The 25,909-nt window shown below is 72.7% G+C and carries 22 protein-coding genes; 16 read left to right on the top strand and 6 right to left on the bottom strand.

The window, feature by feature from the left end:
* Positions 1 to 97: 97 nt before the first annotated feature.
* The 7 genes from ACF08W_RS07115 (at position 98) to ACF08W_RS07085 (ending at position 7,651) form a co-directional block, all read left to right on the top strand.
* Complete coding sequence (locus ACF08W_RS07115; RefSeq protein WP_392278704.1) at positions 98 to 1,177, top strand: hemin ABC transporter substrate-binding protein; 1,080 nt, start codon at positions 98 to 100, stop codon at positions 1,175 to 1,177.
* Positions 1,174 to 2,277 (top strand): FecCD family ABC transporter permease, encoded by a 1,104-nt coding sequence (locus ACF08W_RS07110; protein ID WP_392278703.1) that lies wholly within the window; start codon positions 1,174 to 1,176, stop codon positions 2,275 to 2,277. The genes ACF08W_RS07115 and ACF08W_RS07110 overlap by 4 nt, the downstream gene beginning before the upstream one ends.
* A complete protein-coding gene (locus ACF08W_RS07105; RefSeq protein ID WP_392278702.1) occupies positions 2,274 to 3,131 on the top strand; it encodes a heme ABC transporter ATP-binding protein in 858 nt (285 codons plus the stop codon). Before ACF08W_RS07110 ends, ACF08W_RS07105 begins: the two co-directional genes overlap by 4 nt.
* 189 nt (positions 3,132 to 3,320) lie before the next feature.
* Positions 3,321 to 4,457, top strand: a complete 1,137-nt coding sequence (efeO, locus tag ACF08W_RS07100) for an iron uptake system protein EfeO (protein WP_385204930.1) — start codon at positions 3,321 to 3,323, stop codon at positions 4,455 to 4,457.
* 22 nt (positions 4,458 to 4,479) lie between these two features.
* Complete coding sequence (efeB, locus tag ACF08W_RS07095) at positions 4,480 to 5,766, top strand: iron uptake transporter deferrochelatase/peroxidase subunit (protein ID WP_392278701.1); 1,287 nt, start codon at positions 4,480 to 4,482, stop codon at positions 5,764 to 5,766.
* Between the two features lie 30 nt (positions 5,767 to 5,796).
* Positions 5,797 to 6,780, top strand: a complete 984-nt coding sequence (gene efeU / locus ACF08W_RS07090) for an iron uptake transporter permease EfeU (RefSeq protein WP_392278700.1) — start codon at positions 5,797 to 5,799, stop codon at positions 6,778 to 6,780.
* Entirely contained in the window at positions 6,713 to 7,651 is a 939-nt protein-coding gene (locus ACF08W_RS07085) for a hypothetical protein (protein WP_392278855.1), read from the top strand. The genes efeU and ACF08W_RS07085 overlap by 68 nt, the downstream gene beginning before the upstream one ends.
* Positions 7,652 to 7,805: 154 nt before the next feature.
* On the opposite strand, the gene ACF08W_RS07080 is transcribed toward ACF08W_RS07085, so the two are convergent.
* A complete protein-coding gene (locus ACF08W_RS07080) occupies positions 7,806 to 8,552 on the bottom strand; it encodes a bifunctional DNA primase/polymerase (RefSeq protein ID WP_385204920.1) in 747 nt (248 codons plus the stop codon).
* Positions 8,553 to 8,875: 323 nt separating this feature from the next.
* Between ACF08W_RS07080 and ddaH the strand changes: the two genes are divergently transcribed.
* Positions 8,876 to 9,691, top strand: coding sequence for a dimethylargininase (gene ddaH, locus ACF08W_RS07075; protein WP_392278699.1), 816 nt, complete (start codon positions 8,876 to 8,878; stop codon positions 9,689 to 9,691).
* 65 nt (positions 9,692 to 9,756) lie between these two features.
* Here the strand turns inward: ddaH and ACF08W_RS07070 are convergent, their stop codons facing one another.
* Entirely contained in the window at positions 9,757 to 10,755 is a 999-nt protein-coding gene (locus ACF08W_RS07070; protein ID WP_385204914.1) for a small ribosomal subunit Rsm22 family protein, read from the bottom strand.
* A gap of 140 nt (positions 10,756 to 10,895) precedes the next feature.
* Here ACF08W_RS07070 and ACF08W_RS07065 point away from each other — a divergent pair, with 140 nt between their 5' ends.
* The 4 genes from ACF08W_RS07065 (at position 10,896) to ACF08W_RS07050 (ending at position 17,432) form a co-directional block, all read left to right on the top strand.
* Positions 10,896 to 12,197 carry a hypothetical protein gene (locus tag ACF08W_RS07065; RefSeq protein ID WP_385204912.1) on the top strand — a complete coding sequence of 434 codons (1,302 nt, stop codon included), beginning with the start codon at positions 10,896 to 10,898 and terminating at the stop codon, positions 12,195 to 12,197.
* Positions 12,198 to 12,316: 119 nt separating this feature from the next.
* Positions 12,317 to 13,258: an ABC transporter ATP-binding protein gene (locus ACF08W_RS07060; RefSeq protein WP_392278698.1), complete on the top strand. Its 942-nt coding sequence runs from the start codon at positions 12,317 to 12,319 to the stop codon at positions 13,256 to 13,258.
* A complete protein-coding gene (locus tag ACF08W_RS07055; protein ID WP_385204907.1) occupies positions 13,255 to 14,670 on the top strand; it encodes an ABC transporter permease in 1,416 nt (471 codons plus the stop codon). The genes ACF08W_RS07060 and ACF08W_RS07055 overlap by 4 nt, the downstream gene beginning before the upstream one ends.
* Before the next feature lie 2 nt (positions 14,671 to 14,672).
* The gene (locus ACF08W_RS07050; RefSeq protein ID WP_392278697.1) at positions 14,673 to 17,432 is read left to right on the top strand and encodes an alkaline phosphatase family protein; all 2,760 of its coding nucleotides are present in this window, start codon (positions 14,673 to 14,675) and stop codon (positions 17,430 to 17,432) included.
* 82 nt (positions 17,433 to 17,514) lie between these two features.
* Here ACF08W_RS07050 and ACF08W_RS07045 read toward each other — a convergent pair whose 3' ends face one another.
* Together ACF08W_RS07045 and ACF08W_RS07040 are read right to left on the bottom strand one after the other, a co-directional pair.
* Complete coding sequence (locus ACF08W_RS07045) at positions 17,515 to 18,075, bottom strand: cysteine hydrolase (RefSeq protein WP_352277711.1); 561 nt, start codon at positions 18,073 to 18,075, stop codon at positions 17,515 to 17,517.
* 115 nt (positions 18,076 to 18,190) lie between these two features.
* Positions 18,191 to 19,519, bottom strand: coding sequence for a multidrug effflux MFS transporter (locus ACF08W_RS07040; RefSeq protein ID WP_385204900.1), 1,329 nt, complete (start codon positions 19,517 to 19,519; stop codon positions 18,191 to 18,193).
* An 84-nt stretch (positions 19,520 to 19,603) separates the two neighbouring features.
* Here ACF08W_RS07040 and ACF08W_RS07035 point away from each other — a divergent pair, with 84 nt between their 5' ends.
* Positions 19,604 to 20,614 carry a Gfo/Idh/MocA family protein gene (locus ACF08W_RS07035; protein ID WP_385205210.1) on the top strand — a complete coding sequence of 337 codons (1,011 nt, stop codon included), beginning with the start codon at positions 19,604 to 19,606 and terminating at the stop codon, positions 20,612 to 20,614.
* Here ACF08W_RS07035 and ACF08W_RS07030 read toward each other — a convergent pair.
* The gene (locus ACF08W_RS07030; protein ID WP_392278696.1) at positions 20,601 to 22,232 is read right to left on the bottom strand and encodes an alkaline phosphatase D family protein; all 1,632 of its coding nucleotides are present in this window, start codon (positions 22,230 to 22,232) and stop codon (positions 20,601 to 20,603) included. The genes ACF08W_RS07035 and ACF08W_RS07030 overlap by 14 nt on opposite strands.
* A 166-nt stretch (positions 22,233 to 22,398) precedes the next feature.
* Here ACF08W_RS07030 and ACF08W_RS07025 point away from each other — a divergent pair, with 166 nt between their 5' ends.
* The 3 genes from ACF08W_RS07025 (at position 22,399) to ACF08W_RS07015 (ending at position 24,826) form a co-directional block, all read left to right on the top strand.
* Entirely contained in the window at positions 22,399 to 23,184 is a 786-nt protein-coding gene (locus ACF08W_RS07025) for an SDR family oxidoreductase (protein WP_392278695.1), read from the top strand.
* A 107-nt stretch (positions 23,185 to 23,291) separates the two neighbouring features.
* The gene (locus ACF08W_RS07020; protein ID WP_392278694.1) at positions 23,292 to 23,759 is read left to right on the top strand and encodes a lamin tail domain-containing protein; all 468 of its coding nucleotides are present in this window, start codon (positions 23,292 to 23,294) and stop codon (positions 23,757 to 23,759) included.
* Positions 23,760 to 23,923: 164 nt separating this feature from the next.
* Positions 23,924 to 24,826, top strand: a complete 903-nt coding sequence (locus ACF08W_RS07015) for a glycosyltransferase family 2 protein (protein WP_385204890.1) — start codon at positions 23,924 to 23,926, stop codon at positions 24,824 to 24,826.
* Between the two features lie 107 nt (positions 24,827 to 24,933).
* On the opposite strand, the gene ACF08W_RS07010 is transcribed toward ACF08W_RS07015, so the two are convergent.
* Positions 24,934 to 25,791 carry a metallophosphoesterase gene (locus ACF08W_RS07010; RefSeq protein WP_352277732.1) on the bottom strand — a complete coding sequence of 286 codons (858 nt, stop codon included), beginning with the start codon at positions 25,789 to 25,791 and terminating at the stop codon, positions 24,934 to 24,936.
* Positions 25,792 to 25,909 lie beyond the last annotated feature (118 nt).

The following is a 25,909-nucleotide window of genomic DNA, read 5'->3' as shown; positions in this document are numbered from 1 at the left end:
TAACCTAAGCTAAGCAGGTCATCCGGAGGAACCCCTTCCGCAGCACTTGCTGACAGACCATGACGAACTGCCCCGCACGAGAACAGGACGGTGCCCCGTGCGCTTCTCCCCGGACTTCGCCCCGCCGGGCCGACGGACCCCACGGACCCCGGCCCGCGGCCGGCTCGGCGCCCCGGCCGCCGGGCTCGCCCTGGCCCTCGCCCTGACCGGCTGCGCGGGCGCCACCACCGGCGGCACGGACGGCGCGGCCCCGGCAGCCACCGGGGCGGCGGCCACCGCCGACCGGGTCGAGCCGCTGGCCGCCACCCCGCGGCCGAAGCTGCCCGCCACGGTGAGGTCGGCGGACGGCGCCCGGACCACCGTCACCTCGGCGGACCGGATCGTCCCGCTGAGCGGCGGGCTGAGCGAGATCGTCTTCACCCTGGGCCTCGGGCCGAAGGTGGTGGCCCGGGACATCACCGCCACCTTCGAACAGGCCGCGAAGCTCCCGGTGGTGACCCGCGCCCATGACGTGTCGGCGGAGAGCGTGCTGTCGCTGCGGCCGACCGTGGTGCTCGCCGAGACCACCACCGGCCCGGCGGAGGCCGTCGAGCAGATCCGGGAGGCCGGTATCCCGCTCGTCGTCGTCAAGCCCGCCGAACAACTCTCCGACGTGGGCCGCCGGATCGAGGCCGTGGCCGCCGCCCTGGGCGTCCCGGACGCGGGCGCCGAACTGGACGCGCGGACCGCCTCGCGCATCGACGCCGTACGCACGTCCGTACCCGCCCCGGCCGACGGGCGGAAGAAGCCCCGCGTCGCCTTCCTCTATCTGCGCGGCTCCGCCTCCGTCCATCTGCTGGGCGGCCGGGAGTCCGGCGCGAGTTCGCTCATCGAGGCGGCGGGCGGGATCGACGCGGGCAAGGCCTCCGGACTGACGAAGGACTTCACCGCGATCACCAGCGAGGCCCTGGCGAAGGCCGCCCCCGACGTCTTCCTGGTGATGCGCAAGGGGCTCGAATCGGTGGGCGGCGTCGACGGGCTGCTGAAGCTCCCCGGAATCGCCGAGACGCCCGCCGGCCTCGACCGGCGGATCGTCGCCGTCGACGACGGGGTGCTGCTGAACTACGGGCCGCGCACGGACCGGGTGCTGGCCGAACTGGTCGCGAAGCTCCACCCGGAGAGCGGGGCGGAAGGATGACCACCGCCTCCCCGCCGCTCCCCCGCGCCGACGCCCCGGGGACACCCGGGACGCCCGCGCCGCGAGGGCCCCGGCGCTCCTCGTCCTTCCTCCTGACCGCCGGGCTGCTCGCCGCCCTCCTGGTGTGCTGCCTGGTCTCCGCCGGGACCGGGGCGTACGGCATCCCGCTCGGCGACGTACTCGGCTCCGTGCAGCACCGGCTGGGCCTCGGCGGGGCCGCGCTCGACCGGGTCGGCGAGAGCGTCCTGTGGAACGTACGGCTGCCGAGGGTCGTCCTCGCCCTGCTGGTCGGGGCGTCGCTGGGCTGCGCGGGCGCCCTGATGCAGGGGGTGTTCGGCAATCCGCTGGCCGAGCCCGGGGTGATCGGGATCTCCTCCGGCGCGGCGGTCGGCGCGGTCGGGTCGATCGCCCTCGGGCTGACCTTCCTCGGCAACTGGACCGTGACCGTCTGCGCGTTCGCCGCCGGGCTGGTGACCGTCCTGCTGGTGTACGCGCTCTCCCGCTCGGGCGGGCGGACCGAGGTGGTGACGCTGATCCTCACCGGGATCGCGGTCAACGCCTTCGCCGGGGCGCTGATCGGGCTGTTCGTCTTCTTCGCCGACAACGCGCAGATCTCCCAGATCACCTTCTGGCAGCTGGGCTCGCTGGCCCAGGCGACCTGGCCCAAGGTGCTCGCCGTGCTGCCGTGCGCGCTGCTCGGGCTGTTCGTCGCGCCGTTCCACGCCCGGCGGCTGGACCTCCTCGCGCTCGGTGAGCGGCCCGCCCGCCACCTGGGGGTCGACGTCGAGCGGCTCCGGGTGGTGCTGGTGCTGGTGGTGGCGCTGCTGACCGCCGCCGCGGTGGCGGTCGCCGGGATCATCACGTTCGTGGGACTGCTGGTGCCGCATCTGCTGCGGATGGCGAACGGCCCCGGGCACCGCTTCCTGCTCCCCGGCAGCGCGCTCGGCGGCGCCCTGGTGCTGGTGGCGGGCGACCTGGCGGCCCGTACCGTCGCCGCCCCCGCCGAGCTGCCGCTCGGTGTGCTGACCGCGCTCATCGGCAGCCCGTTCTTCTTCTGGCTGCTGCGCAGGACCCGTCGCAAGCAAGGTGGTTGGGCATGACGTCACCGAGGAACACCTGGGCCGCCCGGATGCCGTTCCGGGTACGGGAGCGGCGGCTGCCCGCCCCCTTCGCCCCCGGCGCCACCGTCGCCGAGGCCCGTGGGCTGGGGGTGGCGCTGGGGCGGCGGCCCGTGCTGGACGGGGTCGACCTGGCCGCGCGCGCGGGCGAGGTGCTGGCGCTGGTGGGGCCCAACGGGGCCGGGAAGTCGACCCTGTTGGCGGCGCTGGCCGCCGATCTGCCCGCCGGGCGGGGCGAGGTCCTGGTCGACGGGCGCCCGGCCGGTGCGTGGTCGGCCGCCGAACTGGCGCTGCGCCGGGCGGTGCTGCCGCAGTCGGCGACGCTGTCGTTCCCGTTCCCGGTGGCGGACGTGGTCCGGATGGGTCGGGCGCCCTGGGCCGGTACGGAGCGGGCGGACGAGGACGGGCCGGCGGTCGCCGGGGCGATGGCGGCGACCGAGGTCACCGCGTTCGCGGAACGCCCCTTCTCCGCGCTCTCCGGCGGCGAGCGGGCCCGGGTCGCGCTGGCCCGGGTGCTGGCGCAGCGCGCCCCGCTGCTGCTGCTCGACGAGCCGACCGCCGCGCTCGACCTGCGCCACCAGGAACTGGTGCTGAGGATCTGCCGGGAGCGGGCCGCCGCGGGCGACGCGGTCGTGGTCGTCCTGCACGACCTGGGGCTCGCGGCGGCGTACGCGGACCGGGTCGCGGTGCTGCACGGCGGGCGGATCGCGGCGGCCGGACCGCCGGCCGGAGTCTTCACCGGCGCGCTGCTCGGCGAGGTCTACCGGCAGCCGGTCGAGGTGTTCCCGCACCCGCGGACCGGGGTGCCGCTGGTCGTACCGGACCGAGGCGCTTGACCTTCGCTTTACCGTCCCGTGAGCCCTTCATGGGCCACCCGTGATCGACCCGTTCCCGCACCCCCGGGATGAGAGCTGAATCACTGCACGAGTGGGTACGGCTCAGGTAAGCCTCGGTTAAGTTAGGTCCGCCTCACTTGTCTTTGTCCGTTGTTCTCCCGCTTCTCTTCGTCCCCTTGTGGAGCCCGCATGCGAGCCGTTCGTTTCTCCGTCGTCACCGCTGCCGCCACGGTGGCCGCCCTGACCGCCGTCACGGGATGCGCGCAGAAGAGCGACGGCAAGGGCGACAAGGCCCTTGAGGTCATCGCGAAGGACGACTCCTGCGAGGTGTCGAAGAAGGAGCTGCCGGCCGGTCACATCGAGCTGGCCGTGCAGAACAAGGGCTCCAAGGTCACCGAGGTCTACGTCCTGTTCCCGGACGACCGCATCGTCGCCGAGCGCGAGAACATCGGCCCCGGCACCAAGGCCACCATCACCGCCGAGATCAAGGCCGGTTCGTACGAGATCGCCTGCAAGCCCGGCATGAAGGGCCACGGCATCCGGCAGAAGCTGGAGATCACCGGCGGGACCGCCGCCAAGCGCAGCCCCGAGATGGACAAGGCCGTCGCCGAGTACCGCACCTATGTGCAGGCGCAGGCCGACGAGACGCTGCCGAAGGCCAAGAAGTTCACCGACGCCGTCGCCGCCGGCGACATCGAGGCCGCGAAGAAGCTCTACGCCGACTCCCGGCTCGGCTGGGAGCGTACCGAGCCGGTCGCCGAGTCCTTCGGTGACATCGACCCGAAGGTCGACATCCGCGAGGACGGCCTGGAGGACGGCCAGAAGTGGACCGGCTGGCACCGCCTGGAGAAGGCGCTGTGGCAGGAGAAGAAGCTGGGCGCCGAGGAGAAGGCGCTCGCCCCGGCCCTCTACAAGGACCTGCTGGACTGGCAGAAGCGCGTCGGCACCGCCGACATCACCCCGACCTCGATGGCCAACGGCGCCAAGGAGCTGCTGGACGAGGTCGCCACCGGCAAGGTCACCGGTGAGGAGGAGCGCTACAGCCACACCGACCTGGTCGACTTCAAGGGCAACGTCGAGGGCGCCGAGAAGTCCTACCAGCTCCTGCGGCCGATCGCGGTGAAGAACGACGCGGCGCTGACCACCACCCTGGACAAGCGCTTCGCCGAGCTGAACACGCTGCTCGACAAGTACCGCGAGGACAAGAACTCCTACGCGTTCGTCAGCTACGACAAGGTCGGCAAGGCGGACCGCAAGGCGCTGTCGGACGCGGTCAACGCCCTGGCCGAGCCGCTCTCCCGGCTCGCCGCCGCGGTGACGAAGTAACGGAATCCGGAGGGCTCTGGTCATGTCCGAACAGACACAGTCCGACGCCGCCGCCGAACCGGCCCCGGAGCCGGCCGCCCGCACCGCCCCGTCCCGCCGCGCCCTGCTCGGCTGGGGCGGCGCGGGGCTCGCGCTGGGTGCCGTCGCGGCCGGTGGCGCGGTCGCCGCGGTGCGCGACGGCGACGACGCGGTTCCGGCCGCGGACAGCGGCTCGGCGGTGCCGTTCCACGGGGCGCACCAGGCCGGGATCGCCACCGCCGTGCAGGACCGGCTGCACTTCGCCGCGTTCGACGTGACGACCAAGGACCGCGCCGAGCTGGTCGCGCTGCTCAAGGAGTGGACGCGGGCGGCGGAGCGGATGACCGCCGGGCACGCGGTGGGCGACGGGGCGTACGGCGGTCTCGCCGAGGCCCCGCCGGACGACACGGGCGAGGCGCTGGGGCTCAAGCCGTCCCGGCTGACGCTCACCATCGGCTTCGGCCCCTCGCTCTTCGCCAAGGGCCGGTTCGGCCTGGAGGACAGGCGGCCCGACGCGCTGGTGGACCTGCCGAAGTTCCCCGGGGACAACCTGGACCCGGCCCGCAGCGGCGGCGACCTGTGCGTCCAGGCGTGCGCGGACGACCCGCAGGTCGCGGTGCACGCCATCCGCAACCTGGCCAGGATCGCCATGGGCCGGGCCGCGATCCGCTGGTCCCAGCTGGGCTTCGGCAAGACGTCCTCGACGACCCCGGACGCCCAGACCCCGCGCAACATGTTCGGTTTCAAGGACGGCACCCGGAACGTCTCCGGCACCGACACAGCCGCCCTGGACCACCATGTGTGGGCCGACGGCAAGGGCGGCGCGGAGTGGATGGCCGGGGGTTCGTACCTGGTGGCCCGCCGCATCCGGATGCACATCGAGACCTGGGACCGCACCTCGCTCCAGGAGCAGGAGGACGTCTTCGGCCGCGACAAGGGCGAGGGCGCCCCGGCCGGGAAGTCCAAGGAGCACGACGAGCCGTTCCTGAAGGCCATGAAGCCGACGGCGCACGTACGGCTCGCCCACCCGAGCAGCAACGACGGGGTGATGATCCTGCGCCGCGGCTACTCGTTCACCGACGGCACGGACGGCCTCGGCCGGCTCGACGCCGGGCTGTTCTTCCTCGCGTACCAGCGCGACACCCGCAAGGCGTTCATCCCGCTCCAGCGGCGCCTGGCGGCACACGACGCACTCAACGAGTACATCCAGCACGTGGGTTCGGCGCACTTCGCCGTCCCGCCGGGCGTCCGCGACAAGGACGACTGGTGGGGCCGGGCGCTGTTCTCGTAACGGGACTCGGGACAGAAGGAGAACCGAAACGTGTTCAGCAATTTCCTGATCGGCCTGCGCGAGGGTCTTGAGGCCAGCCTGGTCGTCTGCATCCTCATCGCCTATCTGGTGAAGACCGGCAACAAGGACAGGCTGGTACCGATCTGGATCGGTGTCGCCATCGCCGTCGTCGTCAGCCTGGCGTTCGGCGCCGGGCTCGAATTCGGCTCGCAGGAGATGACGTTCAAGGCGCAGGAGGCGCTCGGCGGTTCGCTGTCGATCGTCTCGGTCGGTCTGGTCACCTGGATGGTCTTCTGGATGCGGCGCACCGCGCGCCATCTGAGGACGGAGCTCCACGGCAAGCTGGACGCGGCGCTCGCGATGGGCACCGGCGCGCTGGTGGCCACGGCTCTTCTCGCGGTGGGCCGGGAGGGGCTGGAGACCTCGCTGTTCGTGTGGCGTGCGGTGCACGCGGCGGACGACGGCTGGCATCCGATGATCGGCGCCCTCCTCGGTATCGCCGCGGCGGTCGTGCTCGGCTGGCTCTTCTACCGGGGCGCCCTGAAGATCAACCTGTCGAAGTTCTTCACCTGGACCGGCGGCATGCTGGTCGTCGTCGCCGCCGGGGTCCTCGCCTACGGCGTCCACGACCTCCAGGAGGCGGAGTTCATCGGCGGCCTGCACAACCAGGCGTTCGACATCAGCGGCGCGATCCCGCCGGACAGCTGGTACGGCACCCTCCTCAAGGGCACGTTCAACTTCCAGCCCGACCCGACCGTCCTTCAGGTCACGGTGTGGGCGCTGTATCTGATCCCCACCCTCGCGCTGTTCCTCGCCCCGGTAGGGTTCGGACGGGCAGGGGCCCCTTCCGGAGGGGCGACGGATCAGAAGGCGCGGAAAGCAACGGATGAGAAGTCTGAGACCGGTTCGGCTGGCGACGGGGCTCGCGGCGGCGACGGTGCTGTCGATGACGGCGAGCGGTTGCGTGACGGTGCACGGCGAGCTGGCAGTGGTGCCAGCGGCAACCAGGGCTGAGGCCGCGCAGGCCCTGAAGGACTTCACCGCCGCGTACAACGCGGCGGACAAGGCCTACGACCCGGCCCTCGACGAGGACCGGGTCACCGGCTCGCTCGGGGCGATCAACCAGGCCGGGCTGAAGGCGCGGCGGAAGAGCCACCCGGACGGCAACCCGGACCACCGGCCGCTGGTGCTGTCCGACGCCACCTACCTCATCCCGAAGAAGGCGGGCTGGCCGCGCTGGTTCCTCGCGGACACCGACTCCGACCGCGACCAGGACAGCGGGAAGCTCGACACCCGCTGGCTGATCGTCTTCGTCAAGTCCGGTCCCGGGGACGGCTGGAAGGCCGCCTATCTGTCGGTGGTCGCCCCCGACCAGTTGCCCGCCCTCGCCAGGAACGGTGACGGCACGGCCCGGCCGGTGGCCGCGGACAGTGCCGCGACGGCCGTCGCGCCGAAGGACCTGAGCGCCCAGTACACGGAGTACCTCCAGAAGGGCAGCCCGGACGTCTTCGCGCCGGGCTCCGCCACCTCGGGCTGGCGGGAGACGCGCCGCACCACGCGGCAGGCCGGCTTCTCGTACCAGTACATCGACCAGCCGCTGGACAACGGCGCCTTCGCGCCGCTCGGGCTGGAGACGGAGGACGGCGGGGCGCTGGTCTTCTTCAGCAGCAAGCACTTCGAGCGGCAGACCGCCGCGGAGGGGATGCGCCCGCCGCTCAACGCGGACGTGGAGGCGCTGCTGACCGGTGAGGTGCGCTCGACCCTCACCAAGGAGCGGATCTCCAGCGAACTGGTGTACGTCCCGAAGAAGGGCTCGTCGCAGGGGGGCGGCAAGGTCGTCGTCCTGAACCGGCTGCCGGGTCTGACGGCGGCGAAGGGGTCCTGACGGCCGCGGGCGGCGCTCGACGGGCCCGGCCCGGACGCGCCGCGCCGGGCCACCGCCCTCCTCGGGGACCCCGTACTCGGGAATCCCGTACTCGGGAACTCAGGACATCAGCACTCAGGAACTCAGCACTTCGGAAAAACGGCAATTCTAGGGTTCAACGACTGAGCGGCCAGGCCACCGCGTCATGGTCCAGTTCGCTCTGGTCGGCCTCGTCGGCGTACCGCGCGCAGGCGTCGGTGAGGGTCTCAAGCAGGGTCAGCGGGTCGGGCAGCGGATGCTCCGGCCCGCGCACCCAGGCCACGTCCAGCTCGCCGGGGAGCCGGGCGGGCGGCAGCAGTACGTAGCTGCCCCGGCAGTGCCAGCGCATCCCCGGGTGCTCGTCCATCGTCTCGGGGTGGCAGTCCAGCTCGCACGGCCACCATTCGTCCTCGTCCTCCGGTGTGCCCCGGGTGGCGGTGAAGAAGAGCATCCGGTCGTCCCCGGACCGGGCGACGGGGCCGACCTCGATCCCCGCGGCGAGGAGCCGCTCCAGCGCCCGGCCGCCCGCGGACAGCGGCACGTCGAGGACGTCGTGGATCATGCCGGTCGCGGTGATGAAGTTGGCCTGCGGCTGGCTGCGGGCCCAGCGCTCGATCTGTGCCCGGTCGGTGGTGGACTGCGTCTGCCAGGCGAAGGAGAGGGGGTGCCGGGCGGGGGTGGGACAGCCGATGCGTTCGCAGGAACATCGGTACCCGACCGGGTGGGCGGCCGGCGCGATCGGCATTCCGGCTTCGGCGACGGCGAGGAGCAGCGCCTCCCGGGCGGTGTCGTCGACCCCGCTCTGCTGGGGTCTGGGCCGACGGCGAAGCCATTGGGAAAGTTTGCTCTCTGAGCCGCGATAACGGCCGAAATCGGCGCCCATCTATCCCCTTACCTCAAGTTTGCCCACGCCCATGGTCCCACCATCCTGCGCTCCAGGTGGCCGGAGTTCGGAAGCGGGGTACGGATGACCGGACGATGATCTTGGCCATATGCCCGCACTTGTCACGAAATGATGGATACGGGTCCACGCGTAGGCCCGTACAGGACGGGGCCCGGGGCGCCCCGCACCGCCGTTCCCCGGGCGGACGGAACCACCCGATCGGATCACTGTTCGCGGCCGCCCGCAGAGCGGACCATGGGCACACGCACCGATCCGTGCGCCGCCCCCGGCAGGCGATCCCTGCCATTCGTGAGGAGCTGTCCTTGCCTCGTGAAGCCACACCCCGCCGCTACCTGATGTGCGCGCCCACGCACTTCAGGGTGACGTACTCCATCAATCCGTGGATGGACCCCAGCAAGCCGGTGGACCTGGCGCTGGCCCGGACCCAGTGGGAGGACCTGCGCGACCGGTACCGCGCCCTCGGGCACACCGTGGAGCTGCTCGACCCGCGTCCGGACCTGCCCGACATGGTGTTCGCCGCCAACGGCGCCACCGTCGTCGACGGCCGGGTGCTGGGCGCCCGCTTCGCGTACCGGGAGCGGTACGAGGAGGCGGGTGCCCACCGCGACTGGTTCCGGGCCCACGGCTTCACCGAGATCCGCGAACCGGACCACGTGAACGAGGGCGAGGGCGATTTCGCGGTCACCGCCTCGTACGTCCTGGCCGGGCGGGGCTTCCGGTCCAGCCCGCTCTCGCACGGGGAGGCGCAGGAGTTCTTCGGCCGGCCGGTGATCGGGCTCGATCTGGTCGACCCGCGCTACTACCACCTGGACACGGCGCTGTCGGTGCTCGACGAGGCGGGCGACGAGGTCATGTACTACCCGGGCGCCTTCTCCCCGGGCAGCCGGGCCGTGCTGGCCCGGCTCTTCCCCGACGCGCTGATCGCCCGGGAGGCGGACGCCGCCGCGCTCGGGCTGAACGCGGTGAGCGACGGGCTCCACGTGCTGCTGCCGCAGGGGGCGACGGGGCTCTTCGACCCGCTGCGGGCGCGGGGCTTCGAGCCGCTGCCGATGGACCTGGGCGAGCTGCTGAAGGGTGGCGGCAGCGTGAAGTGCTGCACGCAGGAGCTGCGGGGCTGAACGCCTGCCGGGTGGCCTTCGGCCGGTCGGAGGCCACCCGACGGGTCCGGGCTGTACCGGGCCGCTCAGTCCTCGTCGCCGGGCGGCGGCCACGCGTCGCCCCACGCGGTGTCCCGGGCGGCCCGGTACAGCCCGCCGTGGCGCTTGGTGACGGTCTCGCGCCGCAGCCCCTCCTCGCGGGTGCACAGGTCGAGCAGGACCTGGCCCTTGCGGATCTGGGGCTTGCGGGTGACGCGGGCCGGGGCGGGGGCGACCGGGAAGCGGGTCGCCACGACGTAGCCGAACTTCTCGTCCTCGTACGGCAGGGAGCCGCCCTTGACCCGGCGGTGCAGCGAGGAGCGGCTGACCCGGGCCGCGAAGTGGCACCAGTCGGTGCCCGGCTCGATGGGGCAGGTCCCGCTGTGCGGGCAGGGGGCGGCGACGGTCAGCCCGGCGGCGGTCAGCCGGTCGCGGGCCTCGATGACACGGGCGTAGCCGTCCGGGGTGCCGGGTTCGACGATCACCACGGCTTGGGCGGCGGCCGCGGCGGCGTCGACGAGGGCGGTGCGGGCGGCCGGGGTCAGCTCCTTGAGCACGTAGGAGACGGTGACCAGGTCGGCGGGGGCCAGGTCGAGGCCGGCGTCGATCCGGGCCCGGCGCCATTCGGCCCCGTGCAGCGCGGGGACGCCGGAGAGCCCGGCCAGCTCGCGGCCGAGGGCGAGGGCGGGCTCCGCCCAGTCCAGCACGGTCGTCCGCGGCCCGTCCCAGGCCCCGGCCACGGCCCAGGTCGCGGCGCCGGTGCCGCCGCCCACGTCGGTGTGGGTGGCGGGCACCCAGTCGGGGGCGGCGGCCCGGAACGCGGCGAGGGCGGACCGTACCGCCTCGAAGGTGGCGGGCATGCGGTACGCGGCGTACGCGGCGACATCGGAGCGGTCGCGGAGCACCGGGGCGTCGGTCGGGGTGGTCCCCCGGTAGTTGGCGATGAGCCGGTCGACGGCCTGGGCGGCCTGCTTGGGCGGCAGTCCGTCGAGCAGTCCGGCCAGCGCCGCACGCAACGTTTCCGCGAGAGGAGGGGTGGCGTTCACCGGCGAATTGTAGGCAAAGAAGACGCACCCGCGACCGCCGCGCTATCCGCGTAGAACCGTGTGGAATCCGAACTGCCGAGAAAGGTGCCCGAGTTGCTACGCTGACCGCCGCGAGGTCGGGATGCCCACCGAGGGAAACCATGAGACAGAAGATCGTGCGCCTGGTTCTGGCCGGCGGAGTGCTCGTACTTGTCCCGCTCCTGCTGCTCGCCACCTGTGGCAGCGGCGCGAAGAGCACGAAGGAACCGGAGAAGCGGGCCAAGGAGGAACCGGCCGGGGTGACCCAGCTCACCGTGCCGGCCGCGTACTCCACCGAGCACGGCTGGGAGCTCATCGGGACGTCGCCCGACTACGCGATATCCCGGACCACCGGCGGTCTGGCGTATCTGGTGCGGGTCTCGGAGGGTACGTACCAGCTCCAGACGATCGACCCGAAGACCGGCCGGCGGGGCTGGCACGGTGAGAGCTGGCGGCCGCCGTCGCCCAAGAAGTTCCCGAGGCTGCTGTCGGTCACCGTCGACGACCACGAGTACTTCGTCACCTGGGCGTACGGGAAGGTCGGCGAGAACGCGCTGACCCCGGCCGACACGATCGTGTCGCTGGACGTGTACGACGTGGAGGACGGCTCCCGGCGCCGGGTCGAGGTGCCCTGGAACTCGGTCCCGACGGTCTCGACGACCGGCCCCGGCATCCTCGTCAGCGACGGCCGCACCAACAGTGCGGTGGTCGACCCGACGAGCGGCCGGATCACGAAGGTGAACCCGTCCTCGCTGAAGTACCCGAAGGGCTGCGGGACCTGCAAGCAGCTCACCGAGGTCCGCGGGCTCACCACGAAGGGCCTGCTGGTCAGCGGCTCCAAGGAGTTCTGGGTGCAGGGCGGCTGGTTCAGCCGGAACGTCGCGCCCAAGGGCACGGACCGGACCAGTGGCGTCCCCACCTCGTTCCTGCCGGGGCTGATCCTCGCGAAGTGGCAGTTGGCGAAGGGCGCGAAGCTGGCCGCCACCCACGACATGTGGGCGGTGCACGACGCGGAGACGGGCAAGCTGCTGGCCTCGACGCAGTGCAGCAAGCCCGCGATCAAGCCGGGGCAGTACCCGCAGCTCGTCTCGGCGCCCTCGGGTTCGTACCTGGTGGCCGGGCCGCTCGCCTTCGACCTGACCACGAAGCGGGGGTTCTGCTTCGAGGGCGCCGACGGAACCAAGCCGCTGACGCTGGCCTCGGTGAACGACGAGGGCACCGCGTACGGCGCCTCCAGCGTGCGCAACGCGGCGGACGTGCTGGCCGGTGAGGGCGCACCGGTCGCGGTGGCGGTCCGCAGCGGTTCGACGGGGGCGCTGCCGTCGAACGTGCTGGTGCCGGGCATGGAGACCTCGGACGGCGTCGGCCTGTTCCGCTGGACGGACGAGAAGGACCGGCCGCATCTGATCGGCTACCCGCGCTAGAAGGAGCCTGGTTGGCGGGCCGCGCCGAACGGAGTCTGTTCAGCCACCGTTCAACTCGCGGTGCACCACCGGGCGGTGGCCTCCTCCTAGGGTCTTGGAGTCTTCGAAGGGAGGACTCCATGGACCGGCCTCTCGCGATCCGGGCGCACGGGATCACCAAGTCGTTCGGCGACGTCGTCGCACTCGACCACATCGACCTGGAGGTGGGGCGGGGGCGGATCCACGGCCTGGCCGGGCCGAACGGGGCGGGCAAGACGACCCTGCTCGGGCTCCTGCTGGGCCTGGCCACGGCCGACGGCGGCCGTCTGGAGATCCTGGGCACACCGGTGGAGCGGGCCCTCGCCACGCCGCGCGGGGTCGCCGGGTTCGTGGACGGGCCCGGCCTGTACCCCTCGCTCACCGCCCGGCAGAACCTCGCCGCGCTGGCCGCGCTGGGCGGCCACGACGCCTCACCGGCCGCGGTCGGCGAGGCGCTCGACGAGGTCGGACTCACCGAGGTCGCCGACGACCGCACCAGCGGCTTCTCGCTCGGGATGCGCCAGCGGCTCGGGCTGGCCGCCGCGCTGCTCGGCCGGCCCCGGCTGCTCGTGCTCGACGAGCCGTCCAACGGTCTCGACCCGGCCGGCAAGCAGCATGTGCACGGTGTGCTGAACCGGCTGGCGGAGCAGGGCACCGGCATCGTGCTCTCCAGCCACCGCATGGACGACCTGGAGGCGCTCTGCTCCGAGGTCACCATCCTCGCCACCGGACGGGTCGTCTTCTCCGGGCCGCTGGACGAACTGGCCGACCGGGGGCGCGCGTTGGACTACCGGCTGCTGACCTCGGACCCGGAGGCCGCGCGCCGGCTGGCCGAGGACACCGCCGGTGTCCGGGTCGTGGGCGCCACGGGCGTCCGGCCCGACGCCCGGACGCTCGTCGTGCACGCCCCGGTGCCCGCCCTCGACGCCCTGGTGGACCGGCTGGTGCGGGCGGGCGTCGCCCTGCGCGAGCTCACCCCGGTGGTGTCGCCGCTGGAGGCCGCGTTCCTGGCCCTCACCGAACCCCGGGAGGCGGTCCGATGACCACGTCCGCACCCGCGTCCGCGTCCTCCTCCTCGTCCTCGGCCCCTTCTTCGGCACGGTCCGGGGCCGGGGCGGAGGGCGGGCCGGAGGAGCGCCGCGTACCGCTGTTCCGGGTCTTCCGCTTCGAGCTGGTCAAGGTCGTCTCGCAGTGGCGGACCCGGCTGCTGCTCCTCGTCTGCTGGATCGCGCCGGGGCTCTTCGTCGCCGCGGTGAGCCGGCAGAGCACGCTGCCCTCGGACACGCTCTTCGGCCGCTGGATGCTCGCCACGGGATGGGCCGGGCCCCTGGTGGTCCTCGGCTTCGCGGGTGTCTGGGCGCTCCCGCTGCTGACGTCGGTGGTCGCCGGTGACGTGTTCGCCGCCGAGGACCGGCTCGGCACCTGGCGGCATCTGCTGGTGGCGGTCGGCTCGCCCCGGCGGATCTTCGCGGCGAAGGCGCTGGCCAGTCTCGTCGTCCTGCTGCTGCTGGTGGCCGGGCTGGCCTGTTCCAGCGCGGCCGGCGGGCTGCTGGCGGTCGGCCACCGGCCGCTGGTCGGCCTCGACGGCAGTCTGCTGGCGCCGGGGGACGCCGCCGGCCGGACCCTGCTCGCCTGGCTGTGCGCCCTCGCCCCGACCCTGGCGCTCGCGGCGATCGGCCTGCTCGGCTCCGTAGCGCTGGGCCGCTCCCCGATGGGACTGCTGCTGCCCGCGCTGGTCGCGCTGGTGATGCAGCTCGCCCAGATGCTGCCGCTCCCGGTGGGCGTTCGCCTCGCCCTGCCCGGTTACGCCTTCATCTCCTGGAACGGCCTCTTCACCGGTCCGGCGCAGACCCGCCCGCTCCTGATCGGGGTCGTGGTCGCCCTGGTGTGGGCGGTGGTCGCGACGGCCCTGGCGTACGCGCTGTTCCTGCGGCGTGACTTCACCAACCCGGCCGACGACGTCCCGGGGCGGCGTGCCGTGGCCCTCGGGGTCCTGCCCCTGGCCGCGCTGCTGGTGGTGACGGCCGTGGCCGTGCCGGCGGCGACCGGGGCGACGGGCTCCGGGATCGACCGGGCGAAGGTGCAGCGCTCCGTCGCCACCGCCTTCGCCCACCTCTACCGGCTGCAGACCGAGCAGCTCAACCGCCCCGACGTCACCGAGGAGCGGTTGAGGGCCACCGCGGCGTGCGAGAAGGGCGGCAGCGGCGCCGACCCGCAGGGGGCGGGCAACGACTGGCGCTGCGTCGTCTCCTGGCACCTTCCCGGCGTCGAGGCCGCGGGCACGGCCGTCTACCAGCTCGACGTCACCGCAGACGGGCGGTTCGTCGCCGACGGCGACGGGCCGAAGGAAGTGAACGGCTACTTCCTGGTGCGGACCCCGGCCGGGGACGCGCCGAACCCGCTCTGGCAGTTCGACGGCGGCGTCGAACTGCTTCCCGCAACCCCGAAGGGATGACTATGCAGGTCACACGCCGAAGGCGGGCGCAGAGAGACCGGGCGGGAGCGCGGCTCGGACGCCTCGTCCGCCGGGCCCCGGTGATCACGGCGGGCGTCACGGCCGCCGCCGTCGCCGCAGCGGGTGTCGCGTTCGCCCGCACCGACCAGTTCGGCACGGACCGGGTCGGCGAGACGACCGCCCGGGGACAGGTCGTCTCCAGCGACCAGTACATCGCGCCGTACGGCGAGCGCCTGGTCGTGAACAACGGCAAGATCATGTCGTCCTCCGTCAGCCCGGACGGCAGCCACCTCGCGGCCTCGGTCGCCGACGGCGGCGCGGCGCTGGCCATCATGGACCTGAAGAACTGGAAGGTTCAGCAGGTCGTCGGCGCCTCCGCCGCCTCGCAGCCGCGCATCGGCGGCAACGACGTGGGCCAGGAGGGCCCCACGTACTCCCCCGACGGCACCCAGCTCTGGCTGGGCCAGAACGACGGCTACACCCGGTTCACGGTGGGCGCGGACGGCGGTGTCGGCAACCCGGTCGTCGTCAAGATCCCGGCGGACGGGGCGAAGCACGCGCTCGTGGGCGAGGCCGTGTTCTCCCCCGACGGGTCCACCGTGTACGCGGCGGTCAACGGCCAGAACCGGGTGGTCGCCATCGACGCGGCCTCCGGCGCGATCCGGCGGAGCTGGCCCGTCGGCAACGCTCCACGTGACATGCTCATGATCGGATCCAAGCTCTATGTGAGCAACGAGGGCGGCCGCCCGGCGAAGCCCGGCGACACCACGCTCAACTCGTACAACACCCAGGTCCCGGCCGACCCGGTGACCGCGGCCACCACGAGCGGCACGGTCAGCGTCATCGACCTGGCCGCCCCGGAGGCCGCCGTCGGGAGCATCCGCGTCGGCCTGCACCCGACCGCCCTGTACGCGAAGAACGGCGCCCTGTTCGTCACCAACACCGCCACCAACGACGTGTCGGTCGTCGACCTCCGCAGGGGCGAGGTCGTGCAGACCATCGCGACGCAGCCGTGGCCGGAGGCGTCGGTGGGCTACGAGCCCGACGCGGTGACCCTCACCGACGACGGCCGTCTGCTGGTGGCGCTGGGCCGGGCCAACGCGATCGCCGTCTACCGGTACACCTCCCCGCAGGAGCCGGTGAGCTACGTCGGTCTGCTGCCGACGGACTACTTCCCGGCGGAGATCGCCACGGTCGGCAAGGAGATCGTGGTCTCCAACACCCGGGGCGTCGACGCCCGCCGCCCCAACAACCCCGCCGGGCACGGCACCCACGACACGACGTCGAGCCTCCAGCGCTTCACACTGCCCTCCGACCGTGTGATCAAGGCGCGGACCCGGAAGGTCTTCGAGCAGAACGGCTGGAGCGACGGCTCGGTCGAACTGGTCCGGGGCAAGGGCCGCGGCAGGGCCAGAGCCGTACCGGTCCCGGCGCGGATCGGCGACCCCTCGACGATCAAGTACGTCTTCCTCCTCGTCAAGGAGAACCGGACCTACGACCAGCTCTTCGGCGACCTGCCGCAGGGCAACGGCGACCCGGCGCTGGCGGAGTTCGGTGAGAACGTCACGCCGAACCAGCACGCGATGGCCCGGCAGTTCGGGCTCTACGACAACGCGTACGACATCGGCACCAACTCCGCCGAGGGCCACAACTGGCTGATGCAGGCGGACAACCCGGAGTACACGGAGTCCACGGCCGGTGCGTACAAGCGGAGCTACGACACGGAGGACGACGCCCTCGGGCACCAGCGGACCGGGTTCCTGTGGACCGGGGCGCAGGCGGCGGGCAGGACCGTGCGGAACTTCGGCGAGTTCCAGAGCTTCCTGACCAAGCCGCCGGACGCCACCTGGCAGAACCTGTACTGCGACGCCCGGAACATGGCGGCGACCGGCCAGGACACCGCCTACCCGCTCCGCTCGTCCTCGCCGATCCCGTCGCTCAACGACGTGTCGGTGCCCGGCTACCCGATGTTCGACACCAGCGTCCCGGACGTCTACCGGCACCAGATCTGGCAGCGCGACTTCGAGAAGAACGGTCCGGCGAACCTGAACATGTTCTGGCTCTCCAGCGACCACACCGGCGGGCCGGCGAACGCCCCGGCCCAGGTCGCGGACAACGACCTGGCCACCGGCCGGATCGTGGACCGGATCTCGCACAGCAAGTACTGGAAGAACTCGGCGATCTTCATCCTGGAGGACGACTCCCAGGCCGGTCTCGACCACGTCGACGGCCACCGCGCACCGATCCAGATCATCAGTCCCTGGGCCCGGCACGGCGTCGTCGACAGCCGCTTCTACTCCCAGATCACGGTGATCCGGACCATCGAGCAGATCCTCGGGATCCACCCGATGAACCAGAAGGACAGCGCGGCCACCCCGATGCGGACCGCGTTCACGAAGAAGGCCGACCTCACCCCGTTCACGGCACTGCCCAACCGGACCCCGCTCACCGACGGTCTGAAGACCCCGCCGTCGTGCGGCGTGGACACCCCGGCGGCGCAGAACCCGCGCGCGGCGGCCGTACCGTCCGCGAAGGTCCCCGCCGCCAAGCGGTCGGTCGCGGCGGCGTGGGACGCCTGGAAGTCCGGCCAGCGGCTGACCGGGCCCGGCGCCCGGGCCGACGCCGCGAACCCGGCGCAGATGAACCACTTCACGTGGTACCAGTCGCACGAGTGGAAGAAGCCGTACCCCGGTGAGGACCGGATCCTCACGCCGAAGGAGGTGCCGGGCGCCTACCTCCCGGCGGCGGAGTCCGACGGCTGACCCCGCCCCGCCCGGCCCACCGGCCCCGGCTCCGGCCCCTCGCGGGCTCGGGGTCGGGGCCGTCCCGTCCACGGGCCGGCGGCTACCGGGGGGCGACCGCCGCGAGCCAGTCGTCGACGGTGAGGACGTCCGCCCACTGCGGGAAGAGCCGTTCGACCAGGAACCGGTGCGTCTCCGGGTCCAGGTCCAAGCAGCCGTCGGACAGGACGGTGAGGCCGAAGTCGAGGTCGTTCGCCTGGCACAGGGTGTACAGGACCACGGCGCTGGTGGCGATCCCGGCGAGGACGAGGCTGTCGATGCCCCGCGCCCTGAGCACCATCTCCAGGTCGCTGCCCGCGAACGCGCTCGCCCGCCGCTTGGTGACCACGACGTCGCCCGGCAGGGGCGCGATCGCGGGGTGGATCCCGGTGCCCGGCGCGCCCTCGACGTGGAGGCCGTTGCGCGCGACGGCGGCGAGCGCCCTGTTGTGCGTACCGACCTCGGGGAAGCCGGGGCGGAGCGCGATGACCACGTAGATCACGGGAATGCCGGCGGCCCGGGCCCCGTCGATCGCCCTGCGGACGCGCGGCAGGTATCCGGTTCCGTCGTCGGCGATGTCCACGACGTCCTGCTGGACGTCCATCACGAGAAGGGCGCTGCTCATATCGGCTCCGGGGGACGCGTACGGATGAGGCCGGGCCGGAACTTCCCGCGCACATGCGGGAGTTCCGGCCCGGCCTCGACCTTAGGGCGTGTCTGTGGCGCCCCGGAATACGGGGTCAGAGGCGCTCCAGTCCGTCCGCCCGCTGCTGCCACGGGCGGCACAGCCCGAGGAAGGCCGCCATCGCGCCCACTCCGCACACCAGCTGGACCACGGCCATCGGAACGGCCGTGTCCTCACCGGCGATGCCGACGAGCGGCGAGGCGACGGCGCCGATCAGGAACGACGAGGTGCCCAGCAGCGCGGAGGCGGAGCCCGCGGCGTGCTTGGTCCGCATCAGGGCCTGGGCGTTGGTGTTGGGTGTCGCGAGCCCCATCGCCGCCATCATCACGAACAGCCCGGACGCGACCGGGACCAGGCCGACGTCGCCGAAGACCCCGGTGGTCATCAGCAGTAGCGCGGTCGCGGCCAGCACGATGACGGTGAGGCCGACGGTGAGCACCTTGTCCAGGCTGAACCGGCCGACCAGCAGCTTTCCGTTGATCTGGCCCACGACGACCATGCCGACCGAGTTGACGCCGAAGAGCAGGCTGAAGGTCTGCGGCGACGCCCCGTAGATCTCCTGCACGACGAACGGCGAGGCGCTGATGTAGGAGAAGAGGACGGCGAAGGCGAGGCTGCCCGCGATGGTGTAGCCGGTGAAGACCCGGTCGGCCAGGAGCCCGCGCATGGTCCGCAGCGCTTCGCCGATCCCGCCGGTGTGCCGCTCCCCCGGGGGCAGGGTCTCGTGCAGCCACTTCCAGACCACCAGGGTGAGCACCAGGCCGACGACGGTGAGGACGGCGAAGACCCCCCGCCAGTCGGTGAACCGGAGCACCTGCCCGCCGATCAGCGGGGCGACGACCGGGGCGGCCCCGGAGATCAGCATCAGGGTGGAGAAGAACCTGGCCATCGCCACGCCGTCGTACAGGTCGCGGACGACCGCGCGGGCGATGACGATGCCCGCCGCACCGGCCAGGCCCTGGAGGGTGCGGAAGGCGATGAGGAGACCGGCGGTGGGGGCGAGGACGCAGATCGCGGTGGCGACGACGTAGACGATCATGCCGAGGAGCAGCGGGGTGCGGCGGCCCCAGCGGTCGCTCATCGGGCCGACGACGACCTGTCCGAGCGCCATGCCGGTGAGGCAGGCGGTGAGGGTGAGCTGGACGGTCGAGGCGGGGGCGCTCAGGGACTCGGTGACCTCGGGGAGGGCGGGGAGGTACATGTCCATGGAGAGCGGCGGCAGCGCGGTGAGGCCGCCGAGGACCAGGGTGACCAGGAGCCCGGTGCGCCGGGTCGTCCCGGCGGCGGCCCCGGTCGGGGCGGGGGTGCCGGAGGCCGCGGGGCCTTCGGCGGTCGGTATGTGTGGGTTTTCCGGCTGGGTCCGGCTCGCGCCGTGCTCCGGCATGCTCATCTCCATGTCGTTGAATCCGCATCTATGCTCTCAGCTCAGCCGGACTGGTCGAACCTCTGGGGAGTGGGCATGACAGGCGTGAGCGGTGCTGTGCGGTGGGGTGTGCTGGCGACCGGCGGGATAGCCGCGACGTTCGCCGAGGATCTCCGGTCCATGCCGGACATGGAGGTGGTCGCGGTCGCGTCCCGGACCGACGCCTCGGCGCGCGCCTTCGCGGACCGGTTCGGGATCCCCCGGGCGTACGGCGACTGGGCCGCGCTGGCCGCCGACGAGGAGGTGGACGTGGTGTACGTGGCCACGCCGCACTCGGCGCACCGGGAGGCGGCCGGGCTCTGCCTGGAGGCGGGGAAGCCCGTGCTGTGCGAGAAGGCGTTCACGCTGAACGCCCGGGAGGCGCGGGAGCTGGTGGGGATCGCCCGGGAGCGCGGGGTGTTCCTGATGGAGGCGATGTGGACGTACTGCAACCCGGTGGTCCGGCGGATGACGGAGCTGGTGCGGGACGGGGCGATCGGCGAGATCCGCACCGTGCAGGCGGATTTCGGGATCTCCGGCCCGTTCGGCCCCGGCCACCGGCTGCGCGACCCGGCGCTGGGCGGCGGCGCGCTGCTGGACCTCGGGGTCTACCCGGTCTCGTTCGCGCAGTTGCTGCTGGGTGAGCCGGACCGGGTGCGGGCCGACGCGGTGCTGTCGCCGGAGGGCGTCGATCTGCACACCTCGATGCTGCTGGGCTGGTCCGGTGCGGGGGGCGCCACGGCGCTGCTGAACTGCTCGATCGTCGCGGACACCCCGCAGACCGCCTCGGTCACCGGCACCGCGGGCCGGATCGAGTTCCCGCGCGGCTTCTTCTACCCGGAGCGGTTCGTGCTGCACCGGGAGGGCCACGAGCCGGAGGAGTTCACCGCCCCGGCCGGCACCGCGCTGCGCGGGATGCAGTTCGAGCAGGCCGAGGTGGCGCGGGCGCTGCGGGCGGGCGAGACGGAGTCGCCGCTGGTGCCGCTGGACGGCTCGCTCGCCGTGATGCGGACGCTCGACGCGGTACGGGACCGCATCGGCGTCCGCTACCCGGCGGACGAGGTCACGCCGGGGTGAGGCCCTGGTTGCCGACCTCGGTGACGAAGGAGGCGGCCGTCGCGAGGGGCGCGCCGGGCGTGGTGACGGCCGGGACGGTACGGAAGTCGGCGCGCGCCGCCTCCCGGCCGAGGGTGACGACGGCGTAGCCGCGCCGGCCGTTGAAGAACTTCATGTGCGGGTTGGCCCGCATCTGGTTGTTCCAGCTGCCGGGCCGGTCCGAGCCGTCCTTGCCGCTGGTGATGGAGGTGGCGACGATCTCGGTGCCGACGGTGCGGGAGTCGGGGTCGTCGAAGTCGCGCTTCAGGTCGAAGCCGTAGCCGACGTGCACATCGCCGGTGAGCACCATCAGGTTGGCGACCCCGGCCTCCTCGGCGCCCCTGAGGACGCGGGCGCGGGAGGCGGGGTAGCCGTCCCAGGCGTCCATGGAGACTTTGAAGGCGTCGGTGGGCACGTCGCGCCGCTGGGCGAGGACGACCTGCTGGGGCACGACGTTCCAGGTGGCCCGGGAGGTGCGCCAGCCGTTGATCAGCCAGCGTTCCTGGGTGGTGCCGGTCATGGTGCGTGCCGGGTCCTCGGACTCCGGTCCGGGCCGCTGCCAGCCGTCGCCGTACGCCTGGTCGCTGCGGTACTGGCGGGTGTCGAGGATGTCGAACTGGGCGAGCCGGCCGAACCGGAGGCGCCGGTAGAGCCGCATGTCGGGGCCGGTGGGGCGCTGCGGGGCGCGCAGTGGCTGGTTCTCCCAGTAGGCGCGGTAGGCGGCGGCGCGGCGCAGCAGGAACTCGGCGGGCGGGACGTCGTTCTCGGGGGTCCCGCCCGCGTAGTTGTTCTCGGTCTCGTGGTCGTCCCAGGTGACGACGAAGGGGTGTGCGGCGTGGGCGGCGATCAGGTCGGGGTCGGACTTGTAGAGGCCGTACCGCAGCCGGTAGTCCTCCAGCGTCAGGGTCTCCCGGTCGAAGTGGGCGGGGAGCCGCCGGTCGGTGTAGCCGCGGGCGCCGCCGGTGGCGTTGACGGCGTACTCGTAGAGGTAGTCGCCGAGGTGGAAGACGACGTCGACGTCCTCCCGGGCGAGGTGGCGGTACGCGGTGAAGTGGCCGTCGTGGTACGCCTGGCAGGAGACGGCGGCCAGGCTGAGCGCGCTGTTGCGGGCCCCGGGGGCGGGGGCGGTGCGGGTCCGGCCGACGGGGCTGGTCCAGTTCCCGGCGCGGAAGCGGTAGTGGAGGACCCGGCCGGCGTCGAGGCCCTTGACCTCGACGTGGACGCTGTGGTCGAACTCCGGGTGGGCGGTGGCGGTTCCGCGCCGGACGACGTGGCGGAAGCGCTCGTCGCGGGCGAGCTCCCAGCCGACCTGGACCCGGGCCCGGGGCATGCCGCTGCCGGGCTCGTAGGGGCGGGGCGCGAGCCGGGTCCACAGCAGGACCGAGTCGGGCAGCGGGTCGCCGGAGGCGACGCCGAGGGTGAACGGATCGTCGGTGAGTCTCCGGCCGTCCAGTTCGGCGGCGCTCGCGGCGCCGGCGGTCGGCAGGTTGACCGAGAAGGCCAGCGCGGCGGCGGCCCCGGTGACGGTGAGGAAGCGGCGGCGCCCGACGTGTTCGGCGGCCCGGCGGAGCTCCCGCCGGTGGTCGGATGTGTCTGTCATCTGTCCCTCCCTGTCCGGTGGTGTACAGGGCCAGCCCATCGGTCCCGCACATCGGGCGGTTGTCGTGCTCGCGTCGCCCGGACGTCGGCCGGATGAGGAATGGGAGGGCGGGCACGGAGCGGCGCGGCCCGTACGGAGGGCGAGGGGAGGCGTACGCTGCGGCGTCATGAGCAACAGAATGTCGAACTCCGGTACGGACGCGGCCCCGAGGACCGCCGTGGTGACGGGTGCGGGTTCCGGGATCGGCCGCGCGGTGGCGCTCGCCCTGACCGGGGCCGGCTGGTCGGTGGCGCTGGCCGGGCGGCGCCCCGGACCGCTCGCCGAGACCGCCGAACTGGCCGGTGCGGACGCCCGGGTGATCACGGTGCCGGCCGATGTGTCCCGGCCCGAGGACGTGGACGCGCTCTTCTCCTCGGTACGGGAGTGCTTCGGCCGCCTGGACCTGCTCTTCAACAACGCCGGTACGTTCGGGCCGCGTTCGGTCCCGGTGGAGGAGCTGTCGGCGGCGGACTGGCGCGCGGTGGTGGACGTGAACGTGACGGGCGCGTTCCTGTGCGCGCAGGCGGCGTACCGGCTGATGAAGGACCAGGACCCGCAGGGCGGCCGGATCATCAACAACGGCTCGATCTCCGCCCACGCGCCACGCCCGCACTCGGTCGCGTACACCACGACCAAGCACGCCATGACGGGGCTGACGAAGTCGCTCTCCCTGGACGGGCGTCCGTACCGGATCGCCTGCGGGCAGATCGACATCGGCAACGCGAGCACGGACATGACGGAGCAGATGCGGACCGGCATCCTCCAGGCCCACGGCGGACTCGCCGTCGAGCCGGTGATGGCGGTGGCGGACGTGGCCCGGACGGTGCTCCACATGGCGGAGCTGCCGCTGGAGGCCAACATCCAGTTCGCGACGGTCCTGGCGACGGCGATGCCGTACGTGGGCCGGGGCTGACCGGAGCGCGGGGGAAGGCCGGATTCCGGCCTACGGGCGTACCGACCCGGCGCGCGCTGCCCTTATGCTGACACTCCTTCACCGTTACTTCACAGAAGGAACACCGCATGCGCATACGCTCCACGGCCCCGCTCGCGCTGGCCGCCGTCACCGCCCTGGCCGGATCGCTGCTCCTGGCGGCCCCCGCGTCGGCCACCAAGCACGCGGGCGGGCTGCACCTCGGCAAGATCCAGTACGACAGCCCCGGCAAGGACGACCGCAGCAACACCTCGCTGAACGCCGAGTGGGTGGACATCCACAACAACGGCAGGACGAAGCTCCAGCTCAAGGGCTACAAGCTCAAGGACAACACCGGCTACACCTACACCTTCGGCAGCCGCACGGTCGCCGCGGGCAAGACCGTCCGGGTCCACACCGGCAAGGGCAAGAACACCACCGCCCACGTGTACTGGAACCGCGGTTCGTACGTGTGGAACAACACCGGCGACAAGGCCCGGCTCATCAAGCCGAGCGGCAAGCTCCTCGACTCCTGCTCCTGGACGAAGGCGAACAAGGGCACCAAGAACTGCCACTGATCCGCCGCGAAGACCGGCCGGGCACCCGCGCCCGGCCGGTGACCGCCACCCGCGCCGGCCCGTACCCAGGGTCCGTGTCGGTACGGCGACGGGTGGCCGAACAACGGGCGACCATCTCCTGGGACTACGATCGCGACACCGCAGCGAGACCAGGAGTACCGACCGTGTCCGAACCGCGCATCGCCGTTTCCGTCGTCACCATGGGCGACCGTCCGCAGCAGGTCGAGGCCCTGCTGCGCTCGGTGGCCGGGCAGGACGTCCGTCCCGCCCGGCTCGTCGTCGTGGGCAACGGCACCTCCCTCCCCGACTTCGCCGCGTTCCCCGGCCTGTCGGACCTCTCCGGCGGGGTGACGGTGATCGAGCTGCCGGAGAACCTGGGCTGCCCCGGCGGCCGCAACGTCGCCCTCGCCAGGCTCGCGGAGCTCGGCGACGTGGACGTGGTCATCGAGCTCGACGACGACGGACTCCTCGTCGACGACGGGGTGTTCCGCAAGGTCCGGGACATGTTCGCCGCCGATCCCCGGCTCGGTGTCATCGGCTTCCGGATCGCCGACGAGCACGGCGAGACCCAGCGCCGCCACGTCCCCCGGCTCCGGGCCGGCGACCCGATGCGGGGCGGACCGGTCACCGCCTTCCTCGGCGGCGGCCACGCCTTCTCGATGAAGATGCTCGCCGAAACCGGGCACTGGCCCGCGGAGTTCTTCTTCACGCACGAGGAGACGGACCTGTCCTGGCGGGCGCTGGACGCCGGCTGGAAGATCCTCTACGAGCCCGATCTGCTGCTCCAGCACCCCAAGACGTCCCCGGCCCGGCACGCCGTCTACTACCGGATGACGGCCCGCAACCGGGTCTGGCTGGCCCGCCGCCACCTGCCCCTCCCGCTGGTCCCGGCCTACCTGGGCACCTGGACCCTGCTCACGCTGGCCCGCACCCGCTCGGCGTCCGGGCTGCGCGCCTGGGCCGGCGGCTTCGCGGAGGGCGTCCGCACCCCGTGCGGGCGGCGGCGGCCGATGCGCTGGCGCACGGTGTGGCGGATGACGAAGCTGGGGCGCCCCCCGGTCATCTGACCCACCGGCAGTCGGCGCCGACGCACCGGCTCCCTGGTCGCCCGGTCACGGGGTCACCCAGCCCGGTCATCCGGCCCCGCCCCCGCCGGGCGGGCCGGCCGGTCGCGTCAACTGCCGTCGTACGGAAGGATCCGGCGCAGCAGCCCCCTGGGATGGCCGCGTTTGCGCCATTCCCTCGGGTAGCCGATGGAGACCTCCTCGAAGCGCACGCCGTCGTACCAGGTGGTGCGCGGGATGTGCAGATGGCCGTAGACCACCGCCGCCGTGTTGAAGCGGCGGTGCCAGTCGGCGGTGAGCGTGGTGCCGCACCACTGGGCGAACTCCGGGTACCACAGGACGTCGGTCGGCTCGCGCACCAGCGGCCAGTGCCCGGCGATCACCAGCGGAACGCTCGGGTCGTGGGCCGCCAGCCGCCGCTCCGTCTCCGCCACCCTGGCCCGGCACCACTCCTCGCGGCTCGGGTACGGGTCGGGGTGGAGCGTGTACTCGTCGGTGCACACCACGCCGGTCCGGCGCGCGTACGCCAGGGACTCCTCCTTGGTCGTGGTGCCCGGCGCCCGGAAGCTGTAGTCGTACAGCAGGAAGACGGGTGCCACCGCCGCCGGGCCGCCGGGCCCGCGCCACACCGGGTACGGGTCCTCCGGGGTGTCCACCCCGAGCCCCCGGCACACCTCGACCAGATGCTCGTACCGCTCCCGGCCCCGCAGCCGGACCGGATCGCGCGGGGTCGTCCACAGCTCGTGGTTCCCCGGCGTCCAGATCACCCGGGCGAACCGGTCCGCGAGCAGCCGCAGCGACCGTTCCACGTCGTCGGGCTGCTCCGCGACATCACCGGCGACGATCAGCCAGTCCTCGTCCGAGCCCGGTCTCAGGGCTTCCAGGACGGGTCGGTTGTCCGCCACCGCGGCGTGCAGATCGCTCACCGCCAGCAGTGCCCCGCGGCTTGCCCCGGTATGTTCGGACATGCAGAACCTTCCCGCCGGTCGACTGGTCGACATACTGCCCCACCCGGCTGCGGTACGGGCCCCGAGTGGCGAAAGCCCGGCCGCCGGAACTGGCGGCGGCGGTGGGCGGAGGGATGAT

The organism is Streptomyces sp. NPDC015144 (genome assembly GCF_043079735.1).
GTDB lineage: Bacteria > Actinomycetota > Actinomycetes > Streptomycetales > Streptomycetaceae > Streptomyces.
The sequence above is the reverse complement of the archived record's forward strand: the minus strand, read 5'-3'. Positions and strand labels throughout refer to the sequence as shown.